This window comes from Streptomyces sp. NPDC026672 (assembly GCF_040638185.1).
Lineage (GTDB): Bacteria > Actinomycetota > Actinomycetes > Streptomycetales > Streptomycetaceae > Streptomyces.
The window spans coordinates 13452-37282 of record NZ_JBEZXS010000063.1; the positions used below are offsets into that span (position 1 = coordinate 13452).

The 23831-nt window shown below is 72.5% G+C and carries 23 protein-coding genes; 11 read left to right on the forward strand and 12 right to left on the reverse strand.

Annotated elements, in window-relative coordinates:
- Window positions 1-20 precede the first annotated feature (20 nt).
- The 4 genes from AB0F77_RS39885 to AB0F77_RS39900 form a co-directional block, all read right to left on the reverse strand.
- Entirely contained in the window at window positions 21-1031 is a 1011-nt protein-coding gene (locus AB0F77_RS39885; protein ID WP_361958648.1) for an iron-containing redox enzyme family protein, read from the reverse strand.
- Complete coding sequence (locus AB0F77_RS39890; protein ID WP_361958651.1) at window positions 1028-1321, reverse strand: CDGSH iron-sulfur domain-containing protein; 294 nt, start codon at window positions 1319-1321, stop codon at window positions 1028-1030. Before AB0F77_RS39890 ends, AB0F77_RS39885 begins: the two co-directional genes overlap by 4 nt.
- Complete coding sequence (locus tag AB0F77_RS39895) at window positions 1305-1658, reverse strand: hypothetical protein (protein WP_361958654.1); 354 nt, start codon at window positions 1656-1658, stop codon at window positions 1305-1307. Before AB0F77_RS39895 ends, AB0F77_RS39890 begins: the two co-directional genes overlap by 17 nt.
- A gap of 146 nt (window positions 1659-1804) precedes the next feature.
- The gene (locus AB0F77_RS39900; protein ID WP_361958710.1) at window positions 1805-2206 is read right to left on the reverse strand and encodes an HAD hydrolase-like protein; all 402 of its coding nucleotides are present in this window, start codon (window positions 2204-2206) and stop codon (window positions 1805-1807) included.
- An 87-nt stretch (window positions 2207-2293) separates the two neighbouring features.
- On the opposite strand from AB0F77_RS39900, the gene AB0F77_RS39905 reads away from it, so the two are divergent.
- Window positions 2294-2770 carry an SRPBCC family protein gene (locus AB0F77_RS39905; RefSeq protein WP_361958657.1) on the forward strand — a complete coding sequence of 159 codons (477 nt, stop codon included), beginning with the start codon at window positions 2294-2296 and terminating at the stop codon, window positions 2768-2770.
- Window positions 2771-2854: 84 nt separating this feature from the next.
- Here the strand turns inward: AB0F77_RS39905 and AB0F77_RS39910 are convergent, their stop codons facing one another.
- On the reverse strand, window positions 2855-3079 hold the full coding sequence (locus AB0F77_RS39910) for a hypothetical protein (RefSeq protein ID WP_361958660.1): 225 nt from the start codon (window positions 3077-3079) through the stop codon (window positions 2855-2857).
- 205 nt (window positions 3080-3284) lie between these two features.
- Here AB0F77_RS39910 and AB0F77_RS39915 point away from each other — a divergent pair, with 205 nt between their 5' ends.
- A complete protein-coding gene (locus AB0F77_RS39915; protein WP_361958663.1) occupies window positions 3285-3893 on the forward strand; it encodes an ester cyclase in 609 nt (202 codons plus the stop codon).
- A gap of 72 nt (window positions 3894-3965) precedes the next feature.
- Here AB0F77_RS39915 and AB0F77_RS39920 read toward each other — a convergent pair whose 3' ends face one another.
- Entirely contained in the window at window positions 3966-4979 is a 1014-nt protein-coding gene (locus tag AB0F77_RS39920) for an aldo/keto reductase (RefSeq protein WP_361958666.1), read from the reverse strand.
- Window positions 4980-5202: 223 nt separating this feature from the next.
- Here AB0F77_RS39920 and AB0F77_RS39925 point away from each other — a divergent pair, with 223 nt between their 5' ends.
- Window positions 5203-8655, forward strand: coding sequence for a phosphodiester glycosidase family protein (locus AB0F77_RS39925; RefSeq protein WP_361958669.1), 3453 nt, complete (start codon window positions 5203-5205; stop codon window positions 8653-8655).
- Window positions 8656-8724: 69 nt separating this feature from the next.
- Here the strand turns inward: AB0F77_RS39925 and AB0F77_RS39930 are convergent, their stop codons facing one another.
- Together AB0F77_RS39930 and AB0F77_RS39935 are read right to left on the reverse strand one after the other, a co-directional pair.
- Entirely contained in the window at window positions 8725-9543 is an 819-nt protein-coding gene (locus AB0F77_RS39930) for an ATP-binding cassette domain-containing protein (RefSeq protein ID WP_361958672.1), read from the reverse strand.
- Between the two features lie 205 nt (window positions 9544-9748).
- Window positions 9749-10186, reverse strand: a complete 438-nt coding sequence (locus AB0F77_RS39935) for a universal stress protein (RefSeq protein WP_361958675.1) — start codon at window positions 10184-10186, stop codon at window positions 9749-9751.
- Window positions 10187-10411: 225 nt separating this feature from the next.
- Between AB0F77_RS39935 and AB0F77_RS39940 the strand changes: the two genes are divergently transcribed.
- The 3 genes from AB0F77_RS39940 to hemQ all read left to right on the forward strand — a co-directional run bounded on the left by AB0F77_RS39940 (window position 10412) and on the right by hemQ (window position 13807).
- Window positions 10412-11245, forward strand: a complete 834-nt coding sequence (locus tag AB0F77_RS39940) for a sulfurtransferase (RefSeq protein ID WP_361958678.1) — start codon at window positions 10412-10414, stop codon at window positions 11243-11245.
- A gap of 21 nt (window positions 11246-11266) precedes the next feature.
- Window positions 11267-12961 (forward strand): nitrite/sulfite reductase, encoded by a 1695-nt coding sequence (locus tag AB0F77_RS39945; protein ID WP_361958681.1) that lies wholly within the window; start codon window positions 11267-11269, stop codon window positions 12959-12961.
- A gap of 105 nt (window positions 12962-13066) precedes the next feature.
- Complete coding sequence (hemQ, locus tag AB0F77_RS39950; protein ID WP_361958684.1) at window positions 13067-13807, forward strand: hydrogen peroxide-dependent heme synthase; 741 nt, start codon at window positions 13067-13069, stop codon at window positions 13805-13807.
- 132 nt (window positions 13808-13939) lie between these two features.
- Here the strand turns inward: hemQ and AB0F77_RS39955 are convergent, their stop codons facing one another.
- The 4 genes from AB0F77_RS39955 to AB0F77_RS39970 form a co-directional block, all read right to left on the reverse strand.
- A complete protein-coding gene (locus AB0F77_RS39955) occupies window positions 13940-14545 on the reverse strand; it encodes a TetR family transcriptional regulator C-terminal domain-containing protein (protein ID WP_361958687.1) in 606 nt (201 codons plus the stop codon).
- Between the two features lie 35 nt (window positions 14546-14580).
- Window positions 14581-15186, reverse strand: a complete 606-nt coding sequence (locus tag AB0F77_RS39960; protein WP_361958690.1) for an NAD(P)-binding domain-containing protein — start codon at window positions 15184-15186, stop codon at window positions 14581-14583.
- Between the two features lie 183 nt (window positions 15187-15369).
- Window positions 15370-16425, reverse strand: coding sequence for an aldo/keto reductase (locus AB0F77_RS39965; RefSeq protein ID WP_361958692.1), 1056 nt, complete (start codon window positions 16423-16425; stop codon window positions 15370-15372).
- 69 nt (window positions 16426-16494) lie between these two features.
- Complete coding sequence (locus AB0F77_RS39970) at window positions 16495-17568, reverse strand: Glu/Leu/Phe/Val dehydrogenase dimerization domain-containing protein (RefSeq protein ID WP_361958695.1); 1074 nt, start codon at window positions 17566-17568, stop codon at window positions 16495-16497.
- Window positions 17569-18676: 1108 nt separating this feature from the next.
- On the opposite strand from AB0F77_RS39970, the gene ribA reads away from it, so the two are divergent.
- From ribA to epsC, 5 genes are read left to right on the forward strand one after another with little or no spacing between them, the layout of a single operon-like run.
- Window positions 18677-19279, forward strand: coding sequence for a GTP cyclohydrolase II (gene ribA / locus AB0F77_RS39975; protein ID WP_361958698.1), 603 nt, complete (start codon window positions 18677-18679; stop codon window positions 19277-19279).
- On the forward strand, window positions 19279-20967 hold the full coding sequence (locus AB0F77_RS39980) for a WD40 repeat domain-containing protein (RefSeq protein ID WP_361958701.1): 1689 nt from the start codon (window positions 19279-19281) through the stop codon (window positions 20965-20967). The genes ribA and AB0F77_RS39980 overlap by 1 nt, the downstream gene beginning before the upstream one ends.
- A gap of 47 nt (window positions 20968-21014) precedes the next feature.
- Window positions 21015-21947 (forward strand): SUMF1/EgtB/PvdO family nonheme iron enzyme, encoded by a 933-nt coding sequence (locus AB0F77_RS39985; protein WP_361958713.1) that lies wholly within the window; start codon window positions 21015-21017, stop codon window positions 21945-21947.
- Entirely contained in the window at window positions 21944-22963 is a 1020-nt protein-coding gene (locus AB0F77_RS39990; RefSeq protein WP_361958704.1) for a pyridoxal-phosphate dependent enzyme, read from the forward strand. The genes AB0F77_RS39985 and AB0F77_RS39990 overlap by 4 nt, the downstream gene beginning before the upstream one ends.
- Window positions 22960-23670, forward strand: coding sequence for a serine O-acetyltransferase EpsC (epsC, locus tag AB0F77_RS39995; RefSeq protein ID WP_361958707.1), 711 nt, complete (start codon window positions 22960-22962; stop codon window positions 23668-23670). The genes AB0F77_RS39990 and epsC overlap by 4 nt, the downstream gene beginning before the upstream one ends.
- Window positions 23671-23831: the final 161 nt, after the last annotated feature.

The following is a 23831-nucleotide window of genomic DNA, read 5'->3' on the forward strand; positions in this document are numbered from 1 at the left end:
TGGGGGAGTCCAGGGGGGGCTCAGCGCAGTGCCGACGTGCCCTCGCGCCAGGCACTCAGCAGCCGGTCGGCGAGCCGGTCCTCCAGGTGGGCGGTCGCGCGGATGCCGAACACCACCTCGGCGTCCGACTCCGGTTCGAGTTCGAGGAGTCCGCCGACGACGTCGTGCCGTACGACCTGTTCGTGCACGGCGTCCGCCTCGACGTGCTCGGTGTAGAAGCGCACGGCCGCGGGCCCGGCCCCCACCCGGCGCAGGGCCTGTGCCAGTCGGCGCGAGGCGGGCGAGGACGTCACCTCGACCCAGGCGAAGTGCCCGACGAGCGCCGCGCGCAGGGCCCGGTGCAGTCCGAACAGGGACATGAGGTTGACGGTGGCCAGGGCCTCGGCGGGCGCGGCGTCGACATGGCGGCCGTAGGCGGGGTCCAGGCCCAGGTCCTCCATCAGGTCGGCGAACAGCTCGGCGTGGATCTCGTCCGCGCGTCCGCCGCCGAACTCGTCGAACTCCACGGCGACCATGGCCGCCTTGGCCCGTCCGCGCAGCCTCGGGATGACCCAGGCGTGCGGATCGGCCTCCTTGAGGTGGTAGAGCGAGCGCACCGCCGCGTACTCGCGCAGCTGTCGCAGGGTGCCCTCGGTCCGCAGGAAGTGGGAGACACCGCCGTCGTCACCGGCCGGTTCGACCTGGAGCCGGTCCAGGGCGTCCGCGGCGGTCGCGGTGCGGTCGACGGGTACGTCCGCGCGCAGCGCGCCGAGGAAGCGCTCCTCCAGCAGCGCGCGGTGGGCCAGCAGGCCCGCGTTCCACTCCTTGGTGTCGGGCACGCCCTCGAAGCCCAGGTAGTGCAGTTCGTAGAGGACGTACAGGGCGAGTTGCAGGTCGTCGCCGTACGCCGGGCAGTCCCCGGGGCCGGGCAGCAGGCCGGGTGCCGCCGGTTCGCGCAGGGCGGCCACGACCGCCCCGGACAGCGGGCCGCGGGGTTCGGGCAGCGGCGGCGGGGCGTGCCGCGCGCGGCGGCGGGGGAGGGGCGTCGTCATCCGGCACCGGCCTCGTTCCCGTGCTCCCCCTCGCCGTGCGTGCCGTCGCGCCCGTTCGCGTCGGCGGGGGAACCGGCCGGTCCCGACCGCTTCCCGCGGCGGCGGTGGCTGGTGTCGCACCAGGGTCGGAGCCCGCTGCGGCGGCAGGTGCAGATCGCCACCGTGAAGCGGTCCGAGACCGACACCTCGCCGTCCTCGCCCACGACCTCCACCGGCCCCTCCACCAGCAGGGGCCCCTCGCGCTGGACACGGACCCGCACGCGGCGCGGCCGCTCAGGTGTGTTCGGCACGGATCACCACCAACCCCTCCGTCGTCCCCGCGCCCACGAGACCGCGGGCCCGCAGCCGGTCCCCGCGCGTGCGCGGCACCCGGCCGAAGGGCAGCCGCGTCCGGTCCACGACGCCCACCCGCAGACCGGCCCCTGCCGGGATGTCGGCCAGGGCGCCGGGGATCTCGCTGATGACGTGGTGGGCGCCGTCCTCGTTGTCGACGGCGCGTACCGTCTCCACGTCCGCACCGTCTTCCGGCAGCCGTCCGGCGACCGCCGCCGCCTCGGTGGCCGCTTCGGTGCCGGAGGGTTCGGGAGACCTCTTGGGCGTGCAGGTGACGACGAGTGCTTTCACCATCGCTCCGTACGTGGTCGTAGAGGAGGGGACATCGCCTTGATCGGCCCGCCCGTGGGGCGAGTGCCCGTGCGGTGCCCCCTCTCGGGTACCCCCTGGCCGCGGATGTAACGGGAGCCGTCCCGTACGGTCCGGCCGGGCGGGACGGCTCAGGCCGGCGGGCTGTCGGCCTGCGCGGCGAGCAGCCGGGCCGGGTCGCCGAAGACGGCGCCGGCGCCCGCCTCCTCCAGGTCCCGGCGCGGGATGCCCCCGCACAGCAGTCCCACGCACCGCACCCCCGCGGCGCTGCCAGCCCGCATGTCCCACACGGTGTCCCCGACGAAGACGGCCCGCCCGGCGGGCACGCCCGCGAGGTCGAGCGCCCGGCGCAGCGCGGACAGCTCGTGGCCCCCGGCCGACGTGGCCAGGACCACCGTCCAGCCGTCGTCGGCCAGGCGCTTCAGCAGCCGGCCCGCGTGCGTCGGCACCCGGTGGCCGGCCTGCCGGAAGACCTCCCACCAGGTCACCACGTGCAGGACCCCGTGCGGAACCCGCTCGGCGGGGTGTCCGATCGAAGGTGTCCAGGACGTCTTCCTGCCGGGCTCGTGGGTACTCGGGTCGGGCAACCCCGTACGGACCGACCAGGAGGAAGGGAAGAGATGAGCACGGTCAGGAAGACGGTGGACGTCGAGGTTCCCGTCCACACCGCGTACAACCAGTGGACGCAGTTCACGGAGTTCCCGAACTTCATGGACGGCGTCGAGGAGGTCACTCAACTCGACGACCGGCACAACCACTGGACCACCAGGATCGGCGGAGTGCGACGCGAGTTCGACACCGAGATCGTGGATCAGCTGCCGGACGACCGGATCACCTGGCGTGCCGTCGGCGGTGACACCCGCCAGCGCGGTTCCGTGCGCTTCGAGCGCCTGGACGACACGCACACCCGGGTGGAGCTGACCATGGACGTCGAGCCCAGCGGCATGGCCGAGAAGGGCGCCGACGCGCTCGGTCTGATCGACCGGCGCGTCAAGGGAGACATGCTGCGTTTCAAGGATTACATCGAGCAGCGCGGCGGCGAGACCGGCGCCTGGCGCGGCCGGGTCCGGCCGCAGGACCCCGGCTCCACGCCGTGACCCCAGGGCGCTCGCACGGCCGTGACGGCCTGCCGTACCTCGCGGCAGGCCGTCACGGTTTCACGGGGTGAGCCGGGAAGACGGTCAGCCCGGGAGGATCGCGGCGGTGTCGATGGTGCCGTCGTGGTTGTCCCACAGACAGAACGTCGTCTTCAGGGGGATGTCGAAGACGACGCCGCCCGCAGCGGTGCACTGGGCGCGGGTGACGGCGGGACGGGTGGCGGCCTGGGCGGTGGCGCCCGTGCCGACGACGACCGCGACGGCACCGAGGGCGGCCGTGACGGTCAGGGCCGCGATACGAGAACGCATGCTGATGTCCTCCGATGGGTGGGGGTGTTACTGCCGGGCGAAACGCTAGTGGCGCACGGGGTGGGGAAATCCCCAGGAAACACAAGGGGCTTGACGATTCATTGAATGGCATGCTCATGTCATCTTGCGAGGCAGATCTTGAAGTTTTAAATATGTGCGCCTAGGGTCGGTGCTTGAAAGTTTCAACATCTCCCGGAGGATCGTCATGCTCGATCGCCGTTCCCTGATCCGCACCAGCGGCGCCGCCGCGTTCGGCGCGCTCGCCCTGACCGCCGTGGCCGGCGGCACCGACCTCGCGGCCGCCGCCACCCAGCACCCCGAACTGCTCGGTGACCCGGCCCAGGACGCCGACGCGCAGCTGCCCCACCCGAAGCACCTCACCGCCCAGGAGCGCCGCCACCTCGCGACCTTCGACGAGCTGGACTTCGTCGTGTACAGCCGCCAGGAGTGGTCTCGGCTCGGTGAGAGCCACGCCCAGAACATCCGTGTCCACTGGCCCGACGGGCACTACACCGACGGCATCGAGCGGCACATCGCCGACCTCGAGTCGCAGTTCGTCTGGGCGCCGGACACCCACATCGACCAGCACCCCATCCGGGTCGCCAAGGACAGCCTCACGGCCGTCACCGGCGTCATGAAGGGCACCTTCTCCCGCCCGATGCCGGACGGGAAGGGCGGCTTCGTCAAGCCGACCGGAAAGGCGTTCGCCATCAACATGGCCACCGTCGGCCTCTGGAACAAGCACGGTGTCATGGAGGAGGAGTTCCTCTTCTGGGACAACCAGACGTTCTACCAGCAGATCGGCCTCGCCTGACCCCCGTCGCGGCCCGGCGCCCGGGGCCGGCGGTCCGGACCGCCGGCCCCGGGCCGCGGCCGGACCCGGCACCTACCGGGGGCCGTCGGCGCCAGGTCCGGGCGTCGGTGTCTCCCGCGCCAGCAGCCCCGCGTCCTTCACCGCCGCCCAGAACGCCTCCGGCACCGGACGGTCGAAGAGGGCCACGTTCTGTGCCACCTCGTCCGCCGAACGGGCCCCGACGACCACGCTCACGACGGCCGGGTGGCCGAGGGGGAACTGCACGGCCGCGGCGAGCGGCGGGACGTCGAAGTCCGCGCACACCCGCCGCAACACCCGGATGCGCTCCGCCAGTTCGGCCGGGACCTCCGCGTACCCGTGCGGCGCCCCCGGCCTCGGGTCCGCCAGCAGCCCCGACTGGTAGACCCCCGCCGCCATGACGGCGACGCCCCGCTCGGCGCACAACGGCAGCAGGTCGTCCAGGCCGGACCGGTCGAACAGGGTGTAACGCCCCGCCAGCAGCACGCAGTCGGGGCCGGGAGCGGCCGCCTCCCGCAGGAAACGCGCGGCCACCGGAGCGTGGTTGACCCCGATCGAGACCGCGCCGACCACCCCCCTGTCCCGCAACTCGGCCAGCGCGCGGTACGCCTGGGTCACCGCCGTGCCGAAGTCCTCGTCGGGATCGTGCACATGGAGCACGTCCACCCGGTCCAGCCCCAGGCGCTCCAGACTCTCCTCCACCGACCGCAGGACCCCCGCGTACGAGTAGTCGAGCCGGGGACCGACGCCCGGGGGAGGGTCGGCCCAGATCGGCTGGGTGTCCGACCCGCCCGGTTCGATCAGCCGGCCCACCTTGGTGCACAGCACGTAGGCGTCACGGTCCCGCGCCGCGAGGGCGGCACCGGTACGGGTCTCCGAACGCCCGTACCCGTACACGGGGGCCGTGTCGTAGAGCCGTACGCCCAGGTCCCACGCGGCGCCGACGGCCGCGGCGGCCGCCTCGTCCGACACGGGCGCGAACAGCCCGCCCAGGGAGGCGAGTCCCAGCCCGAGCCGGCTCACCCGCAGCCCCGTACGGCCCAGCGGAACGATGTCGTCGGCGCGCATGGTGATGCCGTCCCTTCCGGAGGCGGGCCGGGGGCGGTGGGCCCCCGGTCCCTTCGACTTCCCTGTTCCTCGGCTTCCTCGGCCTCCTCGGCCGAATCCGAGGACTCCGCATCACTGCGGGTCATCCGCGCACCCCCGTCCGGATATCTCCGATTCGCCCGGCGGGTGTCAGGTGGGCGGGTGCCGGTGGCGCACCGGCACGTCCCTCACTAAGGAACACGCAATGACACTTCGCGGAAAGAGACCCGCGGACACCGGACGCCGGACCGCGGTCGCCACCGCGGCCGCGCTGGCGCTCGCCGGGACCGTCACCGCGCTGGTGACCGCCCCCGGTGCCACGGCGGACCCGGCCGCCGCCCACGCCCGGCCCGCGGCGCAGCGCGCCTGGCTGCCCGAGACCCCGCAGAACTGGCCGCTGGTCGTGGACCGCACCCGCACCCCGGCCGAGACCGTCACCCGCGGACTCCAGCACTACAGCGAGACGTACGACACCGTCGGCGGCCGTCAGCACATCCAGGTGCTCTCCGCCGACCTGACCGACCCCAACCTGCGCATCGGCATGGTCCAGGCGGGCGACACCCTCACCAACCCCGCCGACGAGACCCCGTCGTCCATGGCCCACCGCACCCACGCGGTGGCCGGCGTCAACGGCGACTACTTCGAGATCCACGCGAGCGGCCGTCCCCTCGGCGGCGTCATGACCGACGGACGGCTGCTCAAGAGCCCCAAGCCGGGCTTCGCCTCGCAGCTCGGCGTCAAGCGGGACGGCACCGTCGTGATGGGCCCGCAGACCTTCTCCGGGACGATCACCGCGGGCTCCGCGACCCACGCGCTCACCTCGCTCAACACCGTGGACGACGTGGCTTCCGGCGGCATCACCGAGGTCACCCCCGACCTCGGCGAGACCCCCGGCCTCAGCACGCCCGCCACCCTCGTCCTCGGCCATGTCGCCGGCACCGGCTTCGTCGTCGACGACATCCGCACCGGCGTCACCACCGTGCCCCGGCTCACGGCCGGCCGGCTGGGCCTGCTCGGCGCCGGCGCGGGCGGCCAGTGGCTGTCCGACACCCTCCACACGGGGGACCAAGTGGGCGTCGCCTCCCGGCTGTCGCCCGACAACGACCTGACCCAGCTGATCAGCGGTGTCGACACCCTCGTCAAGGACGGCAAGGTCTACAAGGACCCCACCGGCACCCCGCCCAGCGGCGCCAACCCCGAGACCGCCGTCGGCATCACCAAGGACGGCAAGCACGCCGTCGTCGTCGCCATCGACGGCCACGGCGGCTCCGGGACCGCCTTCGGCGTGACGCCTGAGCAGGCCGCCGGCTACATGGTCGCCCACGGTGCCCACACCGCCATGCTGTTCGACGGCGGCGGTTCCACCGGCATGGTCGCCCGTGCCCCCGGCGCCGACCGCGCCGAGGTCGTCAACACCCCGTCCGACCTGCCCGGCAACACCGAACGACCGGTCGCCGACGGCATCTTCTTCTACTCCACCGCCCGGCACGCCGAAAAGGCCGCCGAGGTCGTGGTCAACGGCGGCAGGACGCTCACCACCGTCACCGGCGGCTCCGTACCGCTCCCGGTGTACGCGACGGACCGCTACGCCAACCCGGCCGCCGACCCCGTCCGCGTCCGGGTCGAGCCCGCGTCCCTCGCCACCTACGAGGACGGTGTGCTCACCCCGCGCCGCACCGGCAGCGGACGCCTCGTCGCCACCGCCGGCAACGTTGTCAGCTCGCAGAAGCTCGACGTCGTGGCCAAGCTCGCGACCCTCACCGTCTCGCCCGACAAGGCCGACCTCGACAACGGCGCCACCCAGCAGCTCACCCTGTCGGGCACCGTCAAGGGCGGCGGCGCGGTCCGGATCCCGGCCGAGGCCGCCACCTGGAACGTCGACCCGGCCGGCCTCGGCACCGTCGGCAAGGACGGACTGTTCACCGCCGGTGCCGACCGGGGCGGACTCGCCGAGGTCAGCGCCACCGTTGCGGGCACCACCGCGACCACCTCGATCGCCGTCGGCAGCGTCAGCAGGACCATCGACCCGATGACCAGCACCGACGTCTGGCGGATCAGCAACAACACCACGGGCAGGCCCGCCACCCTCGCCGCGGACCCCGGGGTCGTCCCGCCCGGCTCCACCGAGTCCGGGTCGCTGCGCCTCGACTACTCGATGCCGGCCGGCTCCGGCGTCAAGCAGCTCGTGCTCTCGCCCCGTGTCACCCTGAAGACCGACACCAATGAGGGCCAGGTCCCCACCGGTATCGGCGTGTGGATCAAGGGCGACGGCAACGGCATCGAACTCGCCGAGCGCTACATCGGCGTCAACGGCACCTCCACCACGCTCTACCCGACGTACGTCACCTGGAACGGCTGGCACCTGGCGGTCGCCCAGCTGCCCGCGGGTATGCAGTTCCCGCTCACGATCAGCTTCGTCGACTTCCTCGCGATCAGCCCGAGCACCTCGTACGGCGGCAGCCTCAACGTCGCCGGTCTCCAGGCGCTCTACTCACCGCGCCCGGTCGTCGAGCCCGTGTACCGGGCCGTCCCGAAGAACCCCGGGTGGCTGTCGTACGAGGAGGACTCCGCCGACTTCGCGAAGAAGGGCAGCACGCTCCTCACCGGTGACGACGCGCATCTGCTCGCGAGCGACCCGGGCTCCGTCAGCAGCAACGTGATGGACTCCGTCGCCGCGCGGCTGCCCGGCCTCAGCCCCCAGGCCCGCCCGGACGCCGCCCAGTTCCTCGGGGACATGGCGGACGACGGCAAGGCCGTCGACCTCCAGTACGCCAAGGCGAAGACGGACGCCCTCGGCGTGCCCGCCCGCGACATCGTCGGCAACCACGAGATCACCCAGGGCGCCGACGCCGAGAACGGCAACTACAGCGACACCTTCGGCGACACCCACTACGCCTACACCCTGGGCGCGGCGCGCGTCGTCGTCACCGACAACGCGCACGGCAGCCTGCTGTCCTCCGACCCCTTCCAGGACCCCGAGGGCGCCCAGTACCCGTGGCTGGTGCAGCAGTTGACGGACGCCACGGCCAAGGACGTGCTCGTCGTCACGCACATGCCGGCCTACGACCCGCACCCCGCCGCCAACAGCCAGTTCACGGACCGCTGGGAGGCACGGATGTATCTGCGCCTGGTGCAGCGCTACCAGCAGACCCACCCGCAGCGGCACGTGGTCATGATGTACGGGCACGCCCGCGGCTTCGCCGAGCAGATCCTCGACCCCGAGGGCAACAGCGTCGGCACCGAGCAGGGCGGCATTCCGCAGCTCACCTTCGCCGACCTCGGCATGCCCGCGTACGCGCCCGCCGACAGGGGCGGCTTCTACCACTTCGGGCTCGTCAGGATCGGCTCCGACGGTTACCTCCAGTACACCGTCGAACCGGCCTTCGCGTCGATCACCGTCGAGGCGCCCGCCGCCCCGGTCGTCAAGGGCGCCCATGCCGACCTGACCGCGACCGGTGACATGGTCGCGGGCGACAACATCGCCCCGCTCACCGTGCCGGTCGCCGACCCGGCGTCCCATGTGTGGACGTCCAGCGACTCCGAGGTGGCCTCCGTGGACCGCGTCACGGGCCGTCTCACCGCCCACCGCCCCGGCACCGTGACCGTCACGGTGCGCAGCGGCGGCGTCGAGGGGAGCGCGCGGATCACCGTCCGGTGACCCGGACGCGGTGATGTGCCGGCCGGCGGGGCGCCCGGGGTCCGTGGGCCGTCCCGCCGGGCGGCGGTCTCACCCGCCGGTGGGCCGGGCGGAGTAGGCCGCCCAGCGGCCCTCGTGCCGTACGACGGTGATCGGACGGCCGAAGCACGAGGTCAGCCAGGGTCCGGTCAGGGTCTCCTCGACCGGGCCCCGGGCCAGGACCCTGCCCTCCCGCAGCAGCAGCGTGTGGCCGACCGCCGGGGACAGCTCCTCCAGATGGTGGGTGACCGTCACGGTGGCCAGCTCGGGGCGGCCCTCCGCCAGCCGCCGCAGGGCCTCCACGAGGTCTTCGCGCGAGGGCAGGTCCAGGGCGTTGAACGGCTCGTCGAGCAGCAGCAGCGCGGGGTCGGCCATCAGCGCCCTGGCGATGAGGACACGGGCCCGCTGACCGCCCGAACAGACCCCGAAGGGACGGTCGGCCAGCTCCTTGACGTCCAGTTCGGCGAGGAGGTCACGGGCCCGCAGCCGCACCGCGTCGTCGTACGTCCGCCACAGCGGCTGCACGGTGCCGGAGTGGCCGGTCAGGACCACCGCGTGGGCGGTGAGGTCCTGCGGCACCCGCTGGGCGGAACTCACCTGGCCGATCCGGGCGCGCAGCTCGCGCACGTCGACCCGGCCGAGCCGGCAGCCCAGCACCTCGACGGTCCCGGAGGTGGGGTGCATCTGCGCGCCAAGGAGCCGCAGCAGGGTGGTCTTGCCCGCGCCGTTGGCGCCGAGGAGCGCCCAGTGCTCACCGGGGCGCACCGTCCAGTCCACGTCCGTGAGGATCGCCTGACCACTGGTGTGACGGCGGACGTGCACCTCGCGCAGGGCGACGACGGCCCCCGCCCGCTCCGCTGCCCCGGCCATGTCCCGGCTCCCTCCACCGCACCGACGTCCTGCGGCACATTAGATGCATCGGGCATGTTGTTGCGCGGGTGTCCGGCTGGTGGACGGTGACCGGCGAGGGCGGCCGGCGAGGGCCACCGGGGACTGAGACCCGGGGCGGCCGGGGGCACACCGTCGCACGGCGTGCCCCCGGGGGGCCGGACTCGGTCCCGGGCTCCGCCCTGGCTCAGTCCTGGTCGGCCTCGGGGTGCTCGGGGGCCAGCAGGACGGCGATCCGGCTCTTGTGGGCCACCGCGTCGCTGACCCGCGGGTCGATGAGCGCTTCGAGCGACCCGCGGTGGTGGGGGCTCAGGACCAGCAGGTCGGCGTCGGTCTCCGCGGCGGCGGTGGTGATGATCTCCGCGACCTGGGTGGTCAGCCCGGTGGCGGCGATGCCCTGGGCGTCGACGCCCGACTCGCGCAGCGTGGCGACGGCCGCGTCGAGGATCGACTTGGCCTCCGCCTCGTCCTCCAGCGGGACCACGGCGGCGAGGGTGGCCGTGGACGCGGCCACGTGCAGCACGTTGACCTTGGCGCCCGTCAGCCGGGCCATCTCACCCGCCAGACGCACGGCGGAGTGACGGGCGGGACTCGGGTCGAGGGCGACAAGGATGCGGTGGAACATGAGGTTCTTGTCCTTTTCTGGATGTGTCGCAGGGCTGGTGGGACAGCGGCTGCATGATCAAGCATCGAGATGAACAACAGGACGGTACGCGCTGTTCCGGGCGCCTCCCCACCGCCCCCGCCACGCCGTTTCTTGCCGCCTCTTGCCCGCCAGGCAATGTTTTTGCCCGCAAGGAAACACCCCGGATTCAATCGGGACATCAGCTTCCTCGAAGGGGTGGTCACCATGAGCCGTACGAAGGTGCTTGTCGACGCCGACTGGCTGGAGGCACACCTGGACGATCCCGGCGTCGTCGTGGTGGAGGTGGACGAGGACACCACCGCCTACGACACCGACCACATCGCCGGCGCGGTGCGCGTGGACTGGCGCGACGACCTCCAGGACCCGGTCCGCCGCGACTTCGTCGACGCGGCCGGCTTCGAGGCCCTGCTGTCCCGCAAGGGCATCGGCAACGACGACACGGTGGTGCTGTACGGCGGCAACAACAACTGGTTCGCCGCGTTCGCCTACTGGTACTTCAAGGTCTACGGCCACCGGGACGTGCGCCTGCTCGACGGTGGCCGCAAGAAGTGGGAGCTGGACGGCCGCCCCCTCGTCGCCGAGGTCCCGGAGCGCCCCGCGACCTCCTACACGGCGACCCCCGCCGACGGCTCCCTGCGCGCCCTGCGCGACGAGGTGCTGGCCTCGATCGGCACCCGCAACCTGGTCGACGTGCGCTCCCCGGAGGAGTTCTCCGGCGCGCTGAGCGCCCCCGCGCACCTCGCGCAGGAGGCGGCCATGCAGCGCGGCCACATCACCACCGCGGTCAACGTCCCCTGGTCGCGGGCGGCCAACGACGACGGCACGTTCAGGTCCGACGAGGAACTCGCCGCGCTGTACGCCGACGTCGACCCCGGCCGCGACACCATCGTCTACTGCCGCATCGGCGAGCGCAGCGCGCACACCTGGTTCGTCCTGCACGAGATCCTCGGCCTCGACCGGGTGAAGAACTACGACGGCTCCTGGGCGGAGTACGGCTCCCTCGTCGGCGTCCCCGTCACCCGGCCGCACACGGCCTGACCTCCCCGAGGAGGAGCAGTCATGGCCGAAGTGCGACTGCCCGCACCGGCGTTCCCCGGGCGGGAGCCGGAGCAGCGCGGGCGCTCCGAAGGACAGTGGGCGCTCGGGGAACGGACCCCGCTCAACGCCAACGAACGGATGAAGCGCGACGACGACGGCCTCAACGTCCGCGCCCGCGTCGAGTCCGTCTACGCCAGGACCGGATTCGCCGGCATCGACCCGGACGACCTCGGCGGACGGCTGCGCTGGTGGGGCCTGTACACCCAGCGCCGGCCCGGCATCGACGGCGGGCGGACCGGCAGCCTCGAACCGCACGAGCTGAACGACGAGTTCTTCATGCTGCGCATCCGCGTCGACGGCGGGCGGCTCACCACCGGGCAGCTGAGGGTGATCGGTGAGGTCTCCCGCGACTTCGCGCGCGACACCGCCGATCTGACCGACCGGCAGAACATCCAGCTGCACTGGGTGCGCATCGAGGACGTCCCGGAGATCTGGCGCAGGCTGGAGGCGGTCGGCCTGACCACCGCGCAGGCGTGCGGCGACACCACCCGGGTCTTCCTCGGCAGCCCCGTCGCGGGCGTCGCCGCCGAGGAGATCGTCGACGGCACGCCGGCGATCGAGGAGATCCACCGCCGCTGGATCGGCGACCCGGAGTTCTCCAACCTGCCCCGCAAGTTCAAGACGGCGATCAGCGGTTCGCCCCTCCAGGACGTCGCCCACGAGATCAACGACGTTTCCTTCATCGGCGTACGGCACCCCGTCCTCGGCCCCGGATTCGACGTCTGGGTCGGCGGCGGTCTGTCGACCAACCCGATGCTCGCTCGGCGCCTCGGCGTCTTCGCCACGCTGGAGGAGGTCCCGGAGATCTGGGCCGGAGTCGTCGCCCTCTTCCGCGACCACGGGTACCGCCGGCTGCGCAACCGGGCACGCATGAAGTTCCTCGTCGCCGACTGGGGTGTCGAGCGCTTCCGCCGGGTCCTCGAACAGGACTACCTGGGGCGCCCGTTGACCGACGGCCCGGCACCGCCGCCGCCCCCGGGCGACCGCGACCACGTCGGTGTCCACCGCCAGCGCGACGGCCGTCACTACATCGGCGCCGCCCCCGTGGCCGGCCGGATCGGCGGCGCTCTGCTCGTCGCCCTGGCCGACCTCGCCGACGCCCATGGGGCGGGCCGGGTGCGGACGACCCCGTACCAGAAGCTCCTGCTGCTGGACGTGCCCGAGAGCGAGGTCGACGGCCTAGTGACCGGTCTGGAGGACCTCGGCCTCCAGGTGCGGCCCTCGACGTTCCGGCGGTCCACCATGGCCTGCACGGGCATCGAGTTCTGCAAGCTCGCCATCGTGGAGACCAAGGCACGGGCCGCCGCCCTCGTCGACGAACTCGAACAGCGGCTGCCCTCCTTCGACCAGCCCCTCACCGTCCACGTCAACGGCTGCCCCAACAGCTGCGCCCGTGTGCAGATCGCGGACATCGGCCTCAAGGGACAGCTCGTGCTCGACGCGGAGGGCCGCCAGGTCGAGGGGTTCCAGGTGCACCTCGGCGGCGCCGTCGGCATGGAGGCCCGCTTCGGCCGCAAACTGCGCGGCCACAAGGTGACGGCCGACGAACTCCCCGACTACGTCGAACGGGTCGTGCGGCGCTTCGCCGCCGGCCGCGCGGACGGGGAGCGGTTCGCCGACTGGGCCGCCCGCGCGGACGAGAACGACCTGCGCTAGGGCCGGGTCCGGCACGAACTGCCGGACCCGCCCTCGGACACATCCCCGGACACGGCCCGCACACCACCCGGCCGGCCGGCGCGAGAAACACCACGTGGAGAGATCATGTCGAACACCGACCCCCTTCCGGAACCGGCCCCGCACGGCCGGGCCCCGGACGCCGGCAAGAAGGCCCGGGACCTCAACTCGGTCGTACGGTACGCCCTCTGGTCGGTGTTCCGGCTGCGCGACGTCCTGCCGCCCGAGCGGTCCGGGCTCGCGGACGAGGTCACGGACCTGTTCGAGGAGCTGGCCGCCGAGGACGTCACGATGCGGGGCACGTACCACGTGTCCGGGTTCCGCGCCGACGCCGACGTCATGATCTGGTGGCACGCCGAGACCTCCGAAGCCCTCCAGGACGCTCACCAGCGCTTCCGCCGCACCGCACTCGGCCGGGCGCTCGAACCGGTGTGGTCCGCCATGGCACTGCACCGCCCGGCCGAGTTCAACCGGTCCCACGTCCCGGCCTACGTCGCCGACGAGCGGCCCCGCGACCACATCTGCGTGTACCCGTTCGTCCGCTCGTACGGTTGGTACCTGCTGCCGAGCGCCGACCGCCGCGAGATGCTCGCCGAACACGGCCGCATGGCCCGCGACTTCCCCGACGTCCGCGCCAACACCGTGCCCTCCTTCGCGCTCGGCGACCACGAGTGGATCCTCGCCTTCGAGGCGGACGAACTCCACCGCATCGTCGACCTCATGCGCAGGCTGCGAGAGTCCCGGGCGCGGCTGTACGTCCGTGAAGAAGTCCCCTTCCACACGGGCCGCCGCACGACGGTGCACCAGCTCGTCGCGGCCCTCGCCTGATGACCCCGCACCACGAACCGGAGCAGCTGAGACTCCCATGAAGACATCGGACATCTCTCCGAGCCCCGCGCGGGACCTGCCCGCGACCCCCTCGAGTGAGGTCCGGCCGGCCGGACCGTGAGCGGCACGTCATCAGGCCGTGGGCACGGCCGACGGCCGGGGCAGCAGGGCCAGCGCCTGCTCCGCGGCCTGCATGACGACGTCCGGGCCCGCGCCGCCCTTGCCCAGTGCCTCGATGCCGCGCAGGACCGCAAGGAGCAGGCTCGCGAGCAGCTGCGGATCGGTGTCCGGGTCCAGGGCCCCCTCCGCCCGCGCCTCGGTCACGGCCTCGACCAGCAGGGCGTGCAGTCGCCGGAAGGTGTCGGCGGTGACGGCGGCCACCTCCTCGTCCGTCGCGGAGAGTTCGGCGGCGCTCTTGGCCAGCAGACAGCCACGGCGAACCGCGTCGTCGGCGATGCCCAGCGCCACGGCCCGGACGAAGCGGTCCAGCCGGTCGTGGGCCGGTCCCGGTTCCGCCAGGGCCTCGCGCCACTGCTCCACCGAGCCGTCGCAGTACGCCCGCAGCGCCCGCATGAACAGCGTGTGCTTGTCCGTGAAGGCCCCGTACAGGCTGCTGCGGCCCAGGCCGGTCGCCTCGGTGAGGTCGTCGAGCGACGTCGCCGTGTACCCGGCGTGCCAGAACTGCGCCAGGGCGGCTTGGACCACCTGGTTCTCGTCGAATGTCCGAGGTCGAGCCATGACCCGAGCGTACAAGGAGCCGTACGCCCCCGCCGTCAGTCCTGCTTGAGGATGTGCAGGCCGCTGAGGTGGCCGTCGAGCTGCATGAGCCGTCCGCCCGAACGCAGTGGCCCCACGTACACGGGCGCGAACCCCCAGTGTCCGACGAGTTCGGCGAACCGGGTGTTGGCCGTGTCGTCGTCCCCCGCGTAGAACACCACCTGGCGTCCCTCGGTGTGCCGCGGGTCGGCCGCCACACGGGCGCCGTACATCGCGTTGAACGCCTTGACGAGGGTGGCCCCCGGCAGATGCCGCGCCAGGAACTCGCTCCCGGTGAGGCCCCCGGTGTCCGCGCGGCCCTCGTAGGGGTCGTGCGAGGCGAACTGGTTGGTGGCGTCCACGACGATCCTGCCGCTCCAGTCGACCGTCGGACCGAAGTCCGGGACGCTGGTGAACGGGATCGCCAGCACGACCAGTTCGGCCGTGGCGGCCTCCTTCGCCGTCACGGCAGTGACCGCGGGGCCGAGGGATTCCGCCAGGTCGGCGAGGGTGTCCGGGCCGCGCCGGTTGCCCAGCAGCACCCGCTGACCGCCCTTGGCCGCGTGCGCGGCGATCGCCCGGCCGATGATCCCGGCTCCGACGACGCCCACTGTTTCGATCATCGTGCTTCCTGGTGTGAGAGGCCCGTACGAGAGTTTCGTACTGATCAGACCAAAACCAAGCTAGAACGGGGCCAGGACGGTGTCAACGGCGGACCGCCGGGGCACGGGCGGGCCCCGGCGGACCGGCCGCCGGGTGATCGGCGCCGGACGCGGAGCCGGGACGCTAGGCCACCGGCACGGACGCTAGGCCACCGGCACGACCGGGCGCCGGAAGTCGACGTCCGGGCCGCCCACCACATGGGCGGCCCGCGCGCGCACGATCTCGTACGGCTGCCCCGCCTCGATGCCGCTGACCTCGTCCAGCCGCGCCACCGCGTCGGCGTCCAGCCGTACCTCCAACGAGCCCAGGTACTCCCGCAGTTGGGCGGCCGTCCGGGGGCCGGTGACAACGACGCGGGACGTCGTGGACGCGGCCGACCTCTCCCGGAGCCAGGCCATGGCCACCTGCCCCGGTGTGACCCCGAGGCCGGCGGCGAGCGACAGCACCTCGTCGACGACCGCGGTCTTCCGCGCGCCGTCCTCGGTGTGCACGAGCCCGGGGATCGTGGTGACGCGGCCCTCCCCGCCCGTACGGTACTTCCCGGTGAGCAGACCGCCGCCCAGCGGCGAGAACAGGGCCGCCCCCAGGCCCAGCGCCTCCGTCATCGGCAGGATCTCGCGGTCCGCCGACCGCTCGACCAGGCTGTACTGGACCTGGACCGCCACGATCGGGGCGAGGCCGCGCACCTCGGCGAGCGTCGCGGCGCGGGCGGTCTGCCAGGCGGGGAAGTTCGACAGCCCGGCGTAGAGGATCTTGCCGAGGCGCACCAGGTCGTCCAGGGCCCGCACCACCTCCTCCAGCGGGGTCACACCGTCCGGGTAGTGCAGCCACAGCAGGTCGATCCGGTCCGTGGCGAGCCGGCGCAGGCTCCCCTCGACGGCCCGTACGATCGCGCCGCGGCCGTTGCCGGTGCGCAGCACGTCCGCGTCCCCGCCCACCCCGAGCGTGCACTTCGTCGCCACGGTGAACCGGTCGCGCCGGCCCGCCAGCAGCTCACCCAGGATCTCCTCGGACTCCCCGACCTGGTAGCTCTCGGCGGTGTCGAGGAACGTACCGCCCGCGTCGGCGAACATGTCGAGCATCGCGCGGGACTCCCCGAGGCCGGCGCCGACACCCCACCGTGTGCCGAACATGCCCGTGCCGAGGGCCTGTTCGGAGACCCTGAGACCGTTGTTGCGTCCGAACGCGAAGTGCCGCACGTGCTGCTCCCCTGCCTTGTGGATGGTATGGAGGGGCGCCGGACGCCAGGAGGGCTCCGGCACCCGTGGTCAGTGGGCGGTGGCCCGCGCCAGACGCTCGCGGGCGACGTCGTAGGCGGCGGCGAGGGTGGTGACGCCCTCGCGCTCGCTGCGGGCGAGGACCTGGAGGGTCGTCTCCTCGATCCGGCCGAGCCGGTCCACGGCCTGCTCGTGGGTGAGCCGACCGATCTCCCGGCCGCTCGCGTACAGGATGCCGCCCGCGTTGCTCACGAAGTCCGGCGCCCACAACACGCCCTTAGCCCGGAGGAGTTCGGCCACCGAGTCACTGCTGAGCTGGTTGTTGGCGCAGCCGACGATCGCCCGGCAGCGCAGCCGGGGCACCAGCTCCGGGGTGAGCACCCCGCCGAGGGCGCAGGGCACGACCAGGTCGACGTCGGCCTCGTACGCCTGCTCCAACGGGACCCAGGACGCGCCCAGTTCCTCGGCCGGTGCGCGCAGCGAGCCGTCGATGTCGGAGGCGGCGACCTTGGCACCGCGCTCCAGCAGCATCCGGGTGAGGGCCCGGCCGACCCCGCCGAAGCCGATCACCACCAGCTCACGGCCGGTGAGGTCGGTGGAACGCCACAGGTGCCGGGCCGTCGCGAGGATCGCCCGCTCCACACCGCCGGCCGTGCCGAAGGTGGTGGCCGGTCCTCCGTCGGGCATCGTGGTGTACCCGCCGACGTGTGAGGTGCGGGTGCGGACGACGGCCATCTCGGCGGGGCCGGTGCCCACGTCCGGGGCGGTGACGTACCGGCCGCCGAGCGAGTCGACCACGTCCGCGAGGTCCAGCAGGACACTGGTCCGGAACTGTCCGTCGAGCCGCCGGGGGCCGCCCGGCAGCAGCGGTACGACGGCCTTGCCGCCGCCGGTGCCGTTGTCCACGGAGGCGGCCTTGAACGTCATGCCCCGGCTCAGGCGCAGGGCGTCGACGACGGCGTCGGCGGGGGAGTCGTACGTCGTCACCCGCAGCCCGCCGAGCGCCGGGCCGAGGAGGGTGGAGTGGACGGCGACGATGACGGGGAGACCGGTGCGCGCGCCCTTGCGGACGACGACCTCCTCGTGGTCGAGCGTGGCTTCCAGCTGGGGCGACGTACCGGCCATGGGCATGTCCTTCCGGGGTGACGGCGTGGCCGATGCTAGCCATCTCACTTAAGGCAGCACAAGTCAGATGGAGGATAAGGTGCCAGTGGGCTTCCATTCGTACCTCTCTCTGACTTCAGTTGAATGAAGTCATGTCTCCGGATCGGGACGCCTCGCCGCGTACGCGGGCCCGGTCGCGCATGGGCGGCGCTCCGAACAGCCGCTTCCCCTCGGGTTTCTCGCGCTCTCGCGCTCGACTTCGGCGAAATAAGCGAGCGCTTTCCCCGGAAAGCGGCTCATGAACATTCGGGGAGTTCGCTCATGACCGCGAACGAGAAGGCGGTCGCCGTTCTCGGCGCGGGGCCCGGACCCGGAGCCTCGGTCGCACGCCGTCCCGGGCGTGCGGGACATCGGGTCGCCCTGGTCGCCCGGCGCGAACGGCCATTCACGATCGGCGCGGTCATCCGGGGCGGCGCGGGGGCCGCGGCCGTGGACGACGAGACGATTACCGCGCTCGGTATTCCGACGGTCACCCCCCGATGCTCTCGCCGAATTGCTGTGGGGCATGTCCGAGTCCCGCGATCGCGTGAAGCGACCTGGCCCGATAATTCCGAACCGCAGGACTGAGCCGGCGTATTTCGGGAGCGGATACCGGGCGGCTCGCGACGGCTTCCGATGGAAAGGGAATGCGGGGGAGGGGGGCATGGCGAAGGGTATTGCGTGCGCATCGTGGTCATGGCCGCGGGGAGCGGCCGACGCCCGGTGTGCCCATCGTGTGAACACCGCCACGTGCACGGATCGTTCACCTCGTCCGACCGGATTCGCGATCGGTACTTTGCGCAACGATGACCAAGTTGAAGTTTGAAGCACATATATACCAATCGGGCGCAATCTTGTGCTCCGGTCCCTTTGAATGGTGATTTACCCGCACCTTTTCGCGTGGTTGCCCCATGTGTTTCGGACGCGATCGGCGGATGGCTAATTTTGAGCTACAAGGTCAATTTGCAATCTGCCTACAGTGATCAACGCCTTCTCGACTGAGCCGCCGACGAAAGAAGTTCCAGTGAGTCGGAAAGCAACTCGCGAAACGTCCAGTGAAGAGAAAGTAAATTCCGTTCGGATCAGGGGTGTGACGCCGGTTCCCCTGAATATCGGTTCCGCGGAAGCCGCCCAGGGGCGACTGATCACGTTCGACGGGCTCAGCGACGGCCGCGAGCACCTCGCGGTCGCCCTGGGGGAACCCGACGGCGTGCCCCTCGTACGGCTGCACTCCGAGTGCCTCACCGGCGACGTGCTCGGGTCCCTGCGCTGCGACTGCGGTCCCCAGCTGCACGAGGCGCTCGACGCCATCAACAGGCAGGGCGGATACCTGATCTACCTCCGCCAGGAGGGCCGGGGCATCGGGCTCTACAACAAGCTGGACGCCTACCGGCTCCAGGACGAGGGCCAGGACACCTACACGGCCAACAGGTCGCTGGGCCGGGGCGCGGACGAGCGCGACTACACCGCCGCCGCCGAGATGCTGCGCGCGCTCGGCGCCCAGGAGATCGACCTGCTCACCAACAACCCCGACAAGGCGGAGCAGTTGCGCGCCCTGGGGATCAGGCTGCGCGCCGTCGTGCCCACCGGCACCCATGTGAACCCGGTCAACCTCCCGTACCTCAAGGCCAAGGTCACGCAGACCAAGCACACCATCCGGATTGACGTGGACATGGAAGGAGCGTCCCTGTGATGCGCCACACCGGCCCCATCAGCGGCATCGCCGCCTCCGCAGGCACCTACGTGGCGACCGCGGGCTACGACAACCAGGTCATCCTGTGGGACGCGGCCACCAAGAGGCCGCTGGGCAGGGCCTTCCACGACCACCTCGCCAACCAGGTGTCCTTCAGCCCCGACGGCCGCCACCTCCTGACGTCCTCCAGCGACTACACCGCCCGGCTCTGGTCGCTCCCCGACCTCAAGCTCCTCACGGTCCTCTCCGACCACGAGGACGACGTCGAGATGTCGGTCTTCCACCCGACCGAACCGCTCATCGCCACGGCGTCGCGCGACCACCGGGTCCGCGTCTACGGGTTCGACGGCCGCCTCAAGGCCGTCTTCGAAGGGCACACCGCCGATGTCATCTCCGTCGAATGGGCGCCGGACAAGGGGGAGTTGGTCTCCTCCAGCGACGACGGAACGATCAAGCGCTGGTCGCTGACGACCGGCGGTGTGGTCGCCGACATCGACCTCGGCGGCGTCGAGACCGACACCGTCGCCCTCGCCCCCGACGGCACCGTCTTCGCCGGCAACGACGACGGCGAGATCGTCCGCATCGACGGCAGCGGCACGACCACCCGGCCCGCCCACGACGCCGGCATCAAGCGCCTGGTCCTCAACGTCGCGCGCCGTCTGCTCGTCAGCCTCAGCTACGACCGGCTGCTGCGGGTCTGGGACGTCTCCGGAGACACCCTGCGCCAGGTGGCGTCCTCGTCCCTGCCCAGCGACGTGTGGCCGCGCTCCTGCGCCTTCCTCGACGACACGACCCTCGTCTTCGCCACCTTCGGCTCCTCGTACGCCACCTACGACATCGCGGCCGACGCCTGGGACCTGGGCGGAGTCGAACCGACGTACGGCGTCAACGCCGTGGCCCGCTTCCGGAAGACCACCCTCACCATCGGCGACGCCGGGGTGCACTGGCGGGACGGACAGGAGACCGCGCGCACCGGCAGCCTGTGCAACTTCCTCACCCCGGTCGGCGACCGGGTGTTCACCGGCGGCCAGATGGGCACCGTTTTCGACGCGCTCACCGGCCGGGCGGTCCACCAGCACCGCTCGCCCCTCAACTGCGGAGCCGCCTTCGAACGCGACGGCCGCCCGCACTTCGTCGTCGGCACCTACACCGGCGAAGGGCTCGTCTTCTCCCTCGCCGACGACGGCTCCGTCGTCCTGGAGACCGCGCTGCCGCTGCACACCAACGCGGTCAAGGGCGTCGCCGTCGCCGGCGACACCATCTTCTCCGTCTGCGCCGACACCAGCGCCGCCTGGTTCTCCACCGAGACCCTCACCGAGACCGGCCGGTCCGCGGACGCCCACACCAAGATCGCCAACGGCTGCACCGGCCTCGCCACCGGCGGGTTCGCCAGCATCAGCCGCGACCTCAAGCTGCGGATATGGACCGGGCGGGAGTGCGTGGTGGTGGACACCCCGCACGACCACTCCATCAAGAGCGTCAGCGCCTCGGCGGACGGCAGGTACGTCGCCACCGGCGGATACAACGGCCTGGTCGCCGTCCACGACCGCGAGACCGGCACCTGGCCCGTCGTCGTACGCCCCACCACGGCCGGGATCTCCTCGATCTGCTACGACTCCGACAACGACGTCTTCCTCGCCGGCTCGTACGACGGGAACGTCCACCCGGTGCCGAGGGCGGCACGGTGACCCCGTCCGGCAGCCGCAACCCCAACACCCTCGGCGACCGCGAGGCCATGGGCCTGCCCGAGACGTTCGCCGAGCGGATCGCCCCCGACGCCCTGGCCGACGCGTACGCGCGTCTGGCCGGGCGGCGGCCCGGCGCACTGGCCCGCACCGCCGAGGACGGCGGACGGCCCTGGACCGAACGCTTCGCCGCCGGCTGTCTGCTGGCCCTGGCCGGGGACCCGAGGATCGAACCCCTCGCGCCCCGCATGGTCGACGTGCCCGCCGCCAAGGTCACGCTCGGACTCGCCCCCGAGCGGGTCGCGGAGGTCACCCGCGCCTGGGCGGACGTCGGTGTCGTCGAGGAGTGGATCGCGAAGGAGGCCCCCGAGTACATCGCGGACGTCGCCGCCTTCCGCATCGCCCGCCACCCCGTCACCAACCACGAGTTCCGCGCCTTCCTGACCGACACCGGCGCCCGCTGGCTGCCCACCTCCTGGCAGTTCGGCATCTACCCCGCGCACCTCGCCAACCACCCGGTGTGGACCGTGCCCCCCGAGGCCGCCGACGCCTACGCCGACTGGCTGTCCCGCCGCACCGGCCGCGCCTTCCGGCTGCCGACCGAGGCCGAGTGGGAGTACGCGGCGGGCGGCGGCGACGGCAGGGAGTTCCCCTGGGGCGAGGGGTTCGGGCCCGACCGCGCCAACACCGTGGAACACGGACCGCTGACGACCACCCCCGTCGGCATCTACCCGGCGGGACGCAGCCCCTTCGGCGCCGACGACATGGGCGGCAACGTCGAGGAGTACGTGGCGGACGACTACCGGCCCTACCCCGGGGGCGAGGCCGTCGACGACGACCTGCTGCGCACCACCGCCGCCTACCGCATCGCCCGCGGCGGCAGTTTCACCCGCTACGGGGACCTGGCCCGCTGCCGGCGGCGGCACGGCTGGTACCGCAAGCCCTTCTACGCCATGGGCTTTCGACTGGTGGAGGATCAGTGACAGCAACGCCACAGCTCGCGCCCATCGACGCGCCGCTCGCGCCGGGCACGGTGGACGTGGACCACGCCGCTCTGGAGAGCCGGCACCCGGCCTACCGCGACTTCGGCGCGCGGCTCGGCGGCACCCCCCTCGTGGCCGTACCCGGACCCGAGGGCGGCGCCACCGTGCTCGCCAAGCAGGAGTGGCACAACCCCGAGGGGTCCGTGAAGGACCGCGTCGCGTACGCGCTGCTCGGCGCCGCCCTCCAGGCCCACGGCGACCGCCCGCTCGACGAGTTGCGGGTGCTGGAGTACTCCGGCGGCAACCTGTCCCGCGCGCTGTCGCGGCTCTGCGCCGACCTCGGCGTCACCGCGCGCTTCGTGCTGTCGTCGGCCAGCCCGCCCAGCCTGCTCGACACCCTGGCCGAACGCGGCGCGCGGGTCGACCTCGTGGACAAGGAGAAGGGATTCCTCGAAGTGATGCGCACCGCGCTGCGCATCGCCCGCGCCGAACCCGAGTGGCACCTCCTCTACCAGCACCGCAACACGGCCAACCTCGACTTCCACGAGCACTCCACGGGCGCCGAGATCCTCAAGGACCTGGGGGACGTCTCCCCGGCCGCCTGGGTGGCGTCGATCGGAACCGGCGGCACCCTCATCGGGGTGCTGCGCGCCCTGCGCGCCCGGCATCCCGGGGTGCGGGCGGTCGGCGTCTGCCCGAGCGAACTGCCGTACGGCAGCCCGCAACCCCCCAACGGGCTGCCCAAGTACGGCGGTTCGGGCGGACTCGGCGACGGGATCAAACAGCCGTTCGTCGCCCTGCACGACAACGACGTGGATCACGTCACCGTCTCCTACCCCCGGTCCCTCGACGCGATGGCCGAGTTCCGGGACCGCACCGGCACCCGGATCGGCAGCTCGGCCGCCGCGAACTGGCTCGCCGCCCGGGACGTCGCCGCCACGCTGTCCCCCTCGGAGACCGTCGTCACGGTCTTCCCGGACGCCGGGACACCCGAGGAATGGGAGCGGATCGGGTGAGGCCCCTGCTGCGATCACGACGCGCGCCCGACACCGTGCCGCCCCGGGGGCTGCGCGGCCTCGCCCGCCGGATGCGCGAGGACCTGCGGGTCGTCGTGGCCCGCGACCCCTCGGTGCACCGCACGTCCGAGGCCCTGCTCTCCTCCCACCTGCCCGCCCTGTGGCTGCATCCGCTCGCCCACCGGCTCTACAGGCGCCGGCACCGGATGCTGGCACGGCTCGTGGCGCTGGTCGGCAGAAGCCTCTCCGGAGGCGTGGAGATCCATCCGGGGGCGCAGATCGGCAGGCGGTTCTTCGTCGACCACGGCGCCGCCGTGGTCATCGGCGAGGACGCGGTCATCGGCAACGACGTCACCCTCTACCACCAGGTCACCATCGGCTCCGTGGGCTGGTGGCGCGACCGGCGCAGGCCGCCGGGCGAGCGCCGGCACCCCACCCTCGGCGACCGGGTCGTCGTCGGCGCCAACGCGTCGGTCCTCGGGGCCGTGCACATCGGCTCCGACTCCCTGGTCGGGGCGCACTCCCTGGTCGTCACCGACCTGCCGCCCCGCAGCAGGGTCCAGGCCCCGCCCAGCCAGGTACACCACGGCGACGGCTCCCGCCCGACGGGACACGTCACCGCACGCGGCGCCGTCGACAACTCCACGGCGCCCTCCGGGGGCTCGACGTTCGAGGAGTACCCGGCGGCACAGGGCGACACGACGTGACACACCCGCGGACCGTCCCCACACCCCCCGGGGACGGTCCGCGCCGGCCCCCCCCCCCCCCCCCCCCCCCCCCCCCCCCCCCAAAACCCCCCGCCCCCCCCCCCCACAAGACACAGGGAAAAAACCCCCCCCCCCCCGCCGACCGGGGGCCCCGGGGCGGG